Origin of the sequence: uncultured Flavobacterium sp., from assembly GCF_963975005.1 — a bacterium.
GTDB lineage: Bacteria > Bacteroidota > Bacteroidia > Flavobacteriales > Flavobacteriaceae > Flavobacterium.
Genome location: NZ_CAXBFR010000012.1, coordinates 33,971 through 41,304, shown reverse-complemented (window position 1 = coordinate 41,304; position 7,334 = coordinate 33,971). Strand labels below are relative to the sequence as shown.

Sequence of the window (7,334 nt, the reverse complement as noted above, 5' to 3'; positions counted from 1 at the left end):
GAAATTTGTTTATTGGGAAGAGTTTTTTTCAAAAGGAGTACAAATCTATATAATAGTATTATCACTTTGGATTATTAGAAGTGTTTTTAATTCCCTTAGAGATTATTTAAAACATAAACCAAGATTTAGTGATAAACCTATTGATAGTTACATTCAGGTAATAATGATCGTTCTTTGGACTTTTGGAATTACGTCCTTTGTTTTAATAATGTTTGATACTAATATTAGTACATTATTAGCCACTTTTGGAGCAATTTCAGCTTTAATTTTCTTAATTTTCAAAGATACTCTTTTAGGATTTGTGGCTAGTATTCAAGTTTCTGTAAATGATATGGTTCGTATTGGTGATTGGATTACCATGGAAAAATTTGGTGCAGATGGAGATGTAATCGAGATTAATTTAGCAACTGTAAAAGTCAGAAATTTTGATAATACTACAACAACAATTCCTACCTACAGCTTAATTTCTGATAGTTTTAGAAATTGGAGAGGAATGCAAAATTCTGATGGAAGACGTTTTAAACGTAGTTTTTTAATTAAACCTAGTTCTGTTAGATTTGTTACTGATGATGAATTGTCAAAATATGAAAAATTAGATTTACTTACATCTTATATTTCTCATAGACAAACTGATATCAAGAAATACAATGCAACTAATTCTGTTGATAAATCTGTCATATTAAATGGCAGAAACTTAACTAATTTGGGCTTATTTAGAAAATTTATTCAACAATATGTAGAAGCTCATCCTGGAATTAACAAAGAGATGTTATTAATGGTTCGTTATTTACAACCTTCTGAATTAGGAATTCCATTAGAAATTTATTGCTTCTCAAAAGATAAGGTTTGGGAAAATTATGAACACATTATGGCAGATATAATGGATCATGTCGTTTCATCTGTAAGTTATTTCGATTTGGAAATATTAGAGTTTAACTACAATAAAAACTAATAAATTTCAACTTAAGTAATATTGTTATTAAGGTATTTCTTATCCATAAATAGCAAAAAAACGGTTTTTTTGTAAAAAAAAGCTATTTGTTAATAATAATTTTAATACTTTTGTAAACTTACATAAACATTAAACAAATTCATGAAAAAATTATTACTATTATTGTCGTTATTCATATTAACAAGTGCAATAGCCCAAGAAGAAGAAGTAAATGGAGAAATGCAATCAAGTGTTTATAACAGATGGTCGATTGATATAAATGGTGGTCTTTCTAGACCTACTACTCCATTTTTACCAGGTTATTATGTTGAAGATTTATCTTTCTTCCATGTTGATTTAGGAGCAAGATATATGTTTAACCCAAAATTTGGTATGAAAGTAGATTTTGGATATGACAGTTTTGAAAATCCAAAAGATGTTCTACCTTTTAAATCTCAATACTATAGAGTTAACTTACAAGGAGTCTTAAACGTTGGTAGAGCTTTAAATTTTGAAGAATTTACTCAAAGTTTTAACATTCAGGCTCATGGTGGTTTAGGTTATTCGTTCATGAATTCAAATAATTTTGATGGAAATGATAACATGACCAATGTCTTAATTGGTTTAACTGGACAATATAAATTAACAGAGAAAGTTGCTTTAAACGCTGACTTTACAATGATTAATAATATAAGACAACATTATACTTTTGATGGAGCTTCTGGATTTGGAAATGTTCCAGACGACAGAGGTTTTAATGGTACATTATATAATGCAACTATTGGTTTATCAATCTATTTAGGTAGTAATGATGTACATGCTGACTGGGCTTATGAAATGCAAGATGAAAGACAAGCAGAAATGGAAGACAGAATGGCTGAAATTGAAACCATGATGAATGATACAGACAGAGATGGTGTGCCTGACTATTTAGATGTTGAAAACAATACAACAAATGGAGTTGCTGTTGATGCTAAAGGAAGAGCAATTGACTTAAACAATAATGGTATTCCAGATGAATTAGAAAGATATGTTGAAGCTAAAACAAAAGAAGCTGTAGCTGTTTCAAATGAAACTAATGGTACAACTGGTGGAAGAGGAAATAAATCACCTTTAGAATTAATTAACCAAGGATACATTAATATTTTCTTTGATACAGATTCTTTTGATCCTAAATCATCTTCTACAAATGATTTATACTTTGTGATAAACTATTTAAGAGATAATCCAACTGCAACTGCTGATATAATCGGAACAGCTGACACAAGAGGTTCAAACGAATACAATAATGAGTTATCTAGAAAAAGAGCTGAAAGGGTTAAATCAATTGTTGAAAAAGCTGGAATAGCAGGTTCAAGAATGACAATAATTCCTCAAGGTGAAGATACTTTAGGTGAAGGTGCTGCTAATCTTTCTTTAGTAAGAAAAGTGGCATTCAAAATAAAATAATTATAAACAAATAGTTTTTAATAACTTAAATAGTCTCTAAGAAATTAGAGACTATTTTTTTTTACCTTTAAAAGAAAATGGAAACACGAGATGAATTACTTTTAAAGTTAAGAGAAAATACAATTGGAATCGTTTCTGAAAACTCCTCATCAGAAGAAAAATTTCAAAATCAAACACTTAGACCTATTCTAAAGTTAAATAATGATTTATTTATTGAAAGCTTTAGAAACTATATAACTAAACATAAAAATGATTTTTACTCCCTTTCGGTTGAAAAAAAACTAGCCTTTATAGAAAATGCTATTCAACGTGATATTAAGTATAGAAATACCTTAAAAGGAATGGTGATTGCCTGGTTTACTATGGATGAATTTCAAAACTACATCACAAATTCATCAAACTTAAATAAAAGAATGATGACCTTAGTTATAGAACGTTTAAAAAGTCAAGTTCAATTATTTGAATTAATAGAGAGAAATACCGTTTAAATCTGTAGACAAAACATCACTCATATAATTAAAAAAAGGTCGCATAGCTTTAAAAGTAGCTATTACTTCTTTTTCAAATTCTGGAGAAAGTACTTCTTTATTTGTAAATTTTCTGGTGACTAAATATTGTTTTTTTCTAATCAAATCTATATTAGGATGATTTTTATCAAAATCTCTTGGTGCTGTTTTTAACTCTTCACCCTCAAGAGAACCAAAGTATTTTATAAACTCTTTTTGTTCTATAATTTCTCTTAATTCTGATGCATCAATAGCTAATTCCTTTCGAATGCGTAATAAGTCATCTTTATTAGGTTCCCAAAATCCACCACCAACAAAAGTTGCATTTTCTTCTATATGCAAATAGTATCCTCCACGTAAATTCGGTTTTTGTCGAACAAAACCAGCACTGAAATGTGATTTATAAGGTGTTTTGTCTTTAGAAAATCTTACATCTCTATAGATTCTAAAAACTTGCATTTTTTCAATAGCATCTATTTCCTCTAAACTTTGTTTAATTGATGTGAAAAAGGATTTTATTTTTTTTTGCTCTTGTTCGAAAACAAGTTTATTTTCTGCAAACCATTCTCTATTATTATTGTCTTTTAATTGAGATAAATAGTTTAATATACCTTCTAATGTTGATTTCATATAATAATGTTGTTAAATTTTTACGGTTTAACCGCAATTTTTAAAAATATTCTGATTTTTAATGTCGTTGTATCAAAAAATAAGTTAGATTTACACTTAATCGATAAAATATCACATTTAATCGATATAAAGAATATATTTAATTCCAAATAAAACAACGAAATTATGAGAACTAAATTATTATTATTTGTAGCCATACTTATGGCAAATGTGTCTTATTGCCAAGTAACAGACGTTATTACCAATTTAAGTTCAGCAGGAATTACAAATCTTGCCCATAAAGATAACTATATTTATTTTACTGCCTATAGTCATAAGAAAGTTTATAAATTTGATTATACAAGCTCTACTCCTACAGTTGAATTAGTTTATCAATTTAATGAAAATCCTAATTTCATTTATATTATGAATAATGTATTATATGTTGGTGTAGAAAGTCCTTATAAAACTTATAAAATAGATCTTTCACTCGAAAATGCACAACCTATAGAGCTTGCAGCAATTGCTGGTCCTATGGCACAAATAAATAATGATTTATATATTGGTCAATATGTTGCTGAAAAAATTTCAAAAATTAACTTGTCAACAAATGTAATTACAGATATTTTGACCAATTATAAACCCAATTTTTTTGCTTTACTAAATAACGAATTATATTTCACTTCTAATACGGCTAATTCATTATATAAATACAGTTGTGCAACCAATGGTGTAACAACAATACTAACGGGTTTAAATTACGCTTCTGGAATAGTATTAAACAATGATAATCTTTTTATTTGTGAAAGTTCAGGGAATTCAATATCGTATTATTCTTTACCTAATTTTCAAATGACAAGTAATATTCAATTGCCACCAAGTTCTTGGCCTAATGGAATAACTATTGTAAATGATGATTTATATTTTATTCAAACTGTTTCTGGTAAAATTTCTAAAGTAACTTTAAATTCTTTAAATAATATTGTATTAGATACAAAATCAAATGTTAAAACATCTGAAACGCTAACTGTTTATCCAAATCCTTCAAACGGAATAATAAATTTAAAAAGCGAATTAGAAATAGAAAAAGGTCAAATTTATGATTTGAAAGGAAATTTAGTTTCAACTTTAAATATTCAAAATAATCAAATTGATATTTCTAATTTAAACTCGGCTACCTATTTATTATCTGTTAACGGTAAAATGACAAAAATTATTAAAAATTAAATAACTACCTATCTTTTAATCTATCAACTACATATTCAACTTCAATCTTTCCATGAGGTTTTGGTTTTCCATCAGGTCCTAAATTAACCATCGTTATATTTTCAATTGTAATGATGGTTTCATGGGTCATTTTATTTCTTACTTCACATTTTAATACAATAGAAGATTTTCCGAATTTTACAACTTCCATTCCTATTTCAACAATATCACCTTGTTTGGCTGAACTCATAAAGTTGATTTCACTCATATATTTGGTTACAACTTTATTATTTTCAAACTGAATAATTGTATATAAAGCAGCTTCCTCATCAATCCATGATAAAAGTTTTCCTCCAAAAAGTGAACCATTGGCATTTAAATCTTCGGGTTTTACCCATTTACGTGTGTGAAATTTCATATTTGAAGTTTATTTTAATTAGGAATACAAATTTACAACTTATTTATTTTTCTCTCTGTTTTAAAACTAAAATTACATCATTCAATTTAAATCCCTTGGCTTGTAATAATATTAAATAGTGAAATAATAAATCAGCACTTTCTGATAAAAATAACTCATCATTTGAATCTTTAGCTTCAATCACAACTTCAACAGCTTCTTCCCCAACTTTTTGAGCAATTTTATTAATACCTTTTTCAAATAAAGAAGCTACATAACTTTTTTCTGAATTAGCATTTTCTTTTCTATTCTGAATTGTGTTTTCCAACTTAGAAATGAAACCATATTCTTGCTTATTTTCTTCTTGCCAACAAGTATCTGAACCTGTGTGACATGTTGGTCCAACTGGATTTACTTGAATTAACAAAGTATCATTATCACAGTCATTTTTGATTGAAATTAGGTTTAAAAAGTTACCACTCTCCTCACCCTTTGTCCATAATCTGTTTTTGGAACGACTGAAAAATGTCACTTTATTGGTTTCCAAAGTTTTGTCGTATGCTTCTTGATTCATATAACCCAACATCAAAACATTTTTAGTTTCGTTATCTTGAATTATGGCTGGAATTAATCCATCTGTGTTTTTTGTAAAATCTATTTTCATGTTTCTTATTTAAAGATTGAATGATTTAAAATTGAAAGATTATGTTATTTGTAAAAATCATAATTTATTTTAAACCTAAATTCGTACTTCTATGTTTTGTTCTTTTAAATGTTTTTTTAATTCAGGAATTTCAATTTCTTGGAAGTGAAAAACACTGGCTGCTAAGGCTGCGTCTGCTTTTCCGTTAATAAAAGTATCGGTAAAATGCTGCATAGTTCCTGCTCCACCTGAAGCTATAATTGGAATATTGACTAAAGTTGAAAGTTTAGCTAACGCTTCATTGGCAAATCCGTTTTTAGTTCCGTCGTTATTCATCGATGTGAATAAAATTTCACCTGCACCTCTTTTTTCTACTTCAATTGCCCAATCAAATAGGTTTAATTCGGTTGGAACCTTTCCTCCTACTAAATGTACTATCCAATCATCATTAATTTTTTTAGCATCAATAGCAACTACTACACATTGACTTCCAAACTCTTGTGCTAATTCATTAATCAAATCCGGATTTTTAACTGCAGATGAATTGATTGAAACTTTATCAGCTCCATTTTTGAGTAATATGGAAACATCCTCCACAGAACTGATTCCACCACCAACCGTAAACGGAATATTAATTGCTTTAGCTACATTTCTAACTAAATCGACTAAAGTTTTCCTTCTTTCTTCTGTAGCTGAAATATCTAGGAAAACCAATTCGTCTGCACCTTCTTCTGAATATTTCTTAGCCAATTCAACAGGATCACCAGCATCTCTTAAATCCACAAAATTGACACCTTTTACAGTTCGTCCATTTTTGATGTCTAAGCACGGAATTATTCTCTTCGTTAACATTCTTATTGGTTTAAAATGAAATTTTCTAATTGTTTCAAGGTTATTCTTCCTTCATAAATCGCTTTTCCTATGATTGTTCCTTCACAACCTAATTCGGCTAATTTGGGTAATTCATCAAAAGTTGAAATTCCCCCAGAAGCTATTAACTTGACGTTTTCACATTTTGATAAAATCTCTTTATATAAATCAAAACTTGGTCCTTCTAACATTCCGTCTTTTGCAATATCTGTACAAATTACATACGAAATTCCTTCTAATTGATAGCTTTTAATAAATGGAATGACTTCTTCATTACTTTCTTCTAACCAGCCTGAAACGGCAATTTTTCTATTATTTGCATCAGCTCCAAGAATTATTTTATCCATTCCATATTGGTTAATCCATTCTTTGAATAAAGTTGGATTTTTGACAGCAATACTTCCTCCAGTAATTTGATTTGCACCACTTTCAAAAGCTGTTTTTAAATCTTCATTCGTTTTTAAACCACCACCAAAGTCAATTTTAAGCTTCGTTTTTGAAGCAATTTGTTCTAATACTTTGTGATTTATTATTCTACTTGATTTTGCTCCATCTAAATCCACTAAATGTAAGTATTCAATCCCTGCATCTTCAAATGATTTGGCAACTTCTAAAGGATTTTCGTTATATATTTTTTTGGTGTCGTAATCTCCTTTGGATAAACGAACACATTTTCCATCTATTATATCTATGGCTGGGATTATTCTCATGTTGAATTTAGAA

The 7,334-nt window shown here is 28.4% G+C and carries 9 protein-coding genes; 4 read left to right on the top strand and 5 right to left on the bottom strand.

The genetic code is table 11. The features are described 5' to 3' along the window. From AACZ53_RS02880 to AACZ53_RS02870, 3 genes are all read left to right on the top strand, one after another. The coding region (locus tag AACZ53_RS02880) for a mechanosensitive ion channel domain-containing protein (protein ID WP_339834558.1) at window positions 1–952 on the top strand (952 nt) is incomplete at its 5' end. A gap of 141 nt (window positions 953–1,093) precedes the next feature. Beyond that, the gene (locus AACZ53_RS02875; RefSeq protein ID WP_339834555.1) at window positions 1,094–2,380 is read left to right on the top strand and encodes an OmpA family protein; all 1,287 of its coding nucleotides are present in this window, start codon (window positions 1,094–1,096) and stop codon (window positions 2,378–2,380) included. 77 nt (window positions 2,381–2,457) lie between these two features. Next, window positions 2,458–2,868, top strand: coding sequence for a glyoxalase (locus tag AACZ53_RS02870; RefSeq protein ID WP_339834552.1), 411 nt, complete (start codon window positions 2,458–2,460; stop codon window positions 2,866–2,868). Here AACZ53_RS02870 and AACZ53_RS02865 read toward each other — a convergent pair. Then, complete coding sequence (locus AACZ53_RS02865) at window positions 2,845–3,516, bottom strand: DUF2461 domain-containing protein (RefSeq protein WP_339834548.1); 672 nt, start codon at window positions 3,514–3,516, stop codon at window positions 2,845–2,847. The genes AACZ53_RS02870 and AACZ53_RS02865 overlap by 24 nt on opposite strands. A gap of 165 nt (window positions 3,517–3,681) precedes the next feature. Between AACZ53_RS02865 and AACZ53_RS02860 the strand changes: the two genes are divergently transcribed. Further along, window positions 3,682–4,722 (top strand): T9SS type A sorting domain-containing protein, encoded by a 1,041-nt coding sequence (locus AACZ53_RS02860; RefSeq protein WP_339834545.1) that lies wholly within the window; start codon window positions 3,682–3,684, stop codon window positions 4,720–4,722. Window positions 4,723–4,726: 4 nt separating this feature from the next. Here AACZ53_RS02860 and AACZ53_RS02855 read toward each other — a convergent pair whose 3' ends face one another. The 4 genes from AACZ53_RS02855 to hisA form a co-directional block, all read right to left on the bottom strand. Then, the gene (locus tag AACZ53_RS02855) at window positions 4,727–5,119 is read right to left on the bottom strand and encodes a hotdog domain-containing protein (RefSeq protein ID WP_339834543.1); all 393 of its coding nucleotides are present in this window, start codon (window positions 5,117–5,119) and stop codon (window positions 4,727–4,729) included. 43 nt (window positions 5,120–5,162) lie between these two features. Continuing rightward, window positions 5,163–5,762, bottom strand: coding sequence for a bifunctional phosphoribosyl-AMP cyclohydrolase/phosphoribosyl-ATP diphosphatase HisIE (hisIE, locus tag AACZ53_RS02850; protein ID WP_339834541.1), 600 nt, complete (start codon window positions 5,760–5,762; stop codon window positions 5,163–5,165). 75 nt (window positions 5,763–5,837) lie between these two features. Continuing rightward, window positions 5,838–6,593 (bottom strand): imidazole glycerol phosphate synthase subunit HisF, encoded by a 756-nt coding sequence (gene hisF / locus AACZ53_RS02845; RefSeq protein WP_339834538.1) that lies wholly within the window; start codon window positions 6,591–6,593, stop codon window positions 5,838–5,840. 2 nt (window positions 6,594–6,595) lie between these two features. Beyond that, window positions 6,596–7,321, bottom strand: a complete 726-nt coding sequence (gene hisA, locus AACZ53_RS02840; RefSeq protein ID WP_339834535.1) for a 1-(5-phosphoribosyl)-5-[(5-phosphoribosylamino)methylideneamino]imidazole-4-carboxamide isomerase — start codon at window positions 7,319–7,321, stop codon at window positions 6,596–6,598. Window positions 7,322–7,334 lie beyond the last annotated feature (13 nt).

Coding starts and splice junctions, on each gene's coding strand:
- AACZ53_RS02875 (WP_339834555.1), top strand. CDS start 1,094: ATGAAAAAATTATTACTATTATTGTCGTTATTCATATTAACAAGTGCA.
- AACZ53_RS02870 (WP_339834552.1), top strand. CDS start 2,458: ATGGAAACACGAGATGAATTACTTTTAAAGTTAAGAGAAAATACAATT.
- AACZ53_RS02865 (WP_339834548.1), bottom strand. CDS start 3,516: ATGAAATCAACATTAGAAGGTATATTAAACTATTTATCTCAATTAAAA.
- AACZ53_RS02860 (WP_339834545.1), top strand. CDS start 3,682: ATGAGAACTAAATTATTATTATTTGTAGCCATACTTATGGCAAATGTG.
- AACZ53_RS02855 (WP_339834543.1), bottom strand. CDS start 5,119: ATGAAATTTCACACACGTAAATGGGTAAAACCCGAAGATTTAAATGCC.
- hisIE (WP_339834541.1), bottom strand. CDS start 5,762: ATGAAAATAGATTTTACAAAAAACACAGATGGATTAATTCCAGCCATA.
- hisF (WP_339834538.1), bottom strand. CDS start 6,593: ATGTTAACGAAGAGAATAATTCCGTGCTTAGACATCAAAAATGGACGA.
- hisA (WP_339834535.1), bottom strand. CDS start 7,321: ATGAGAATAATCCCAGCCATAGATATAATAGATGGAAAATGTGTTCGT.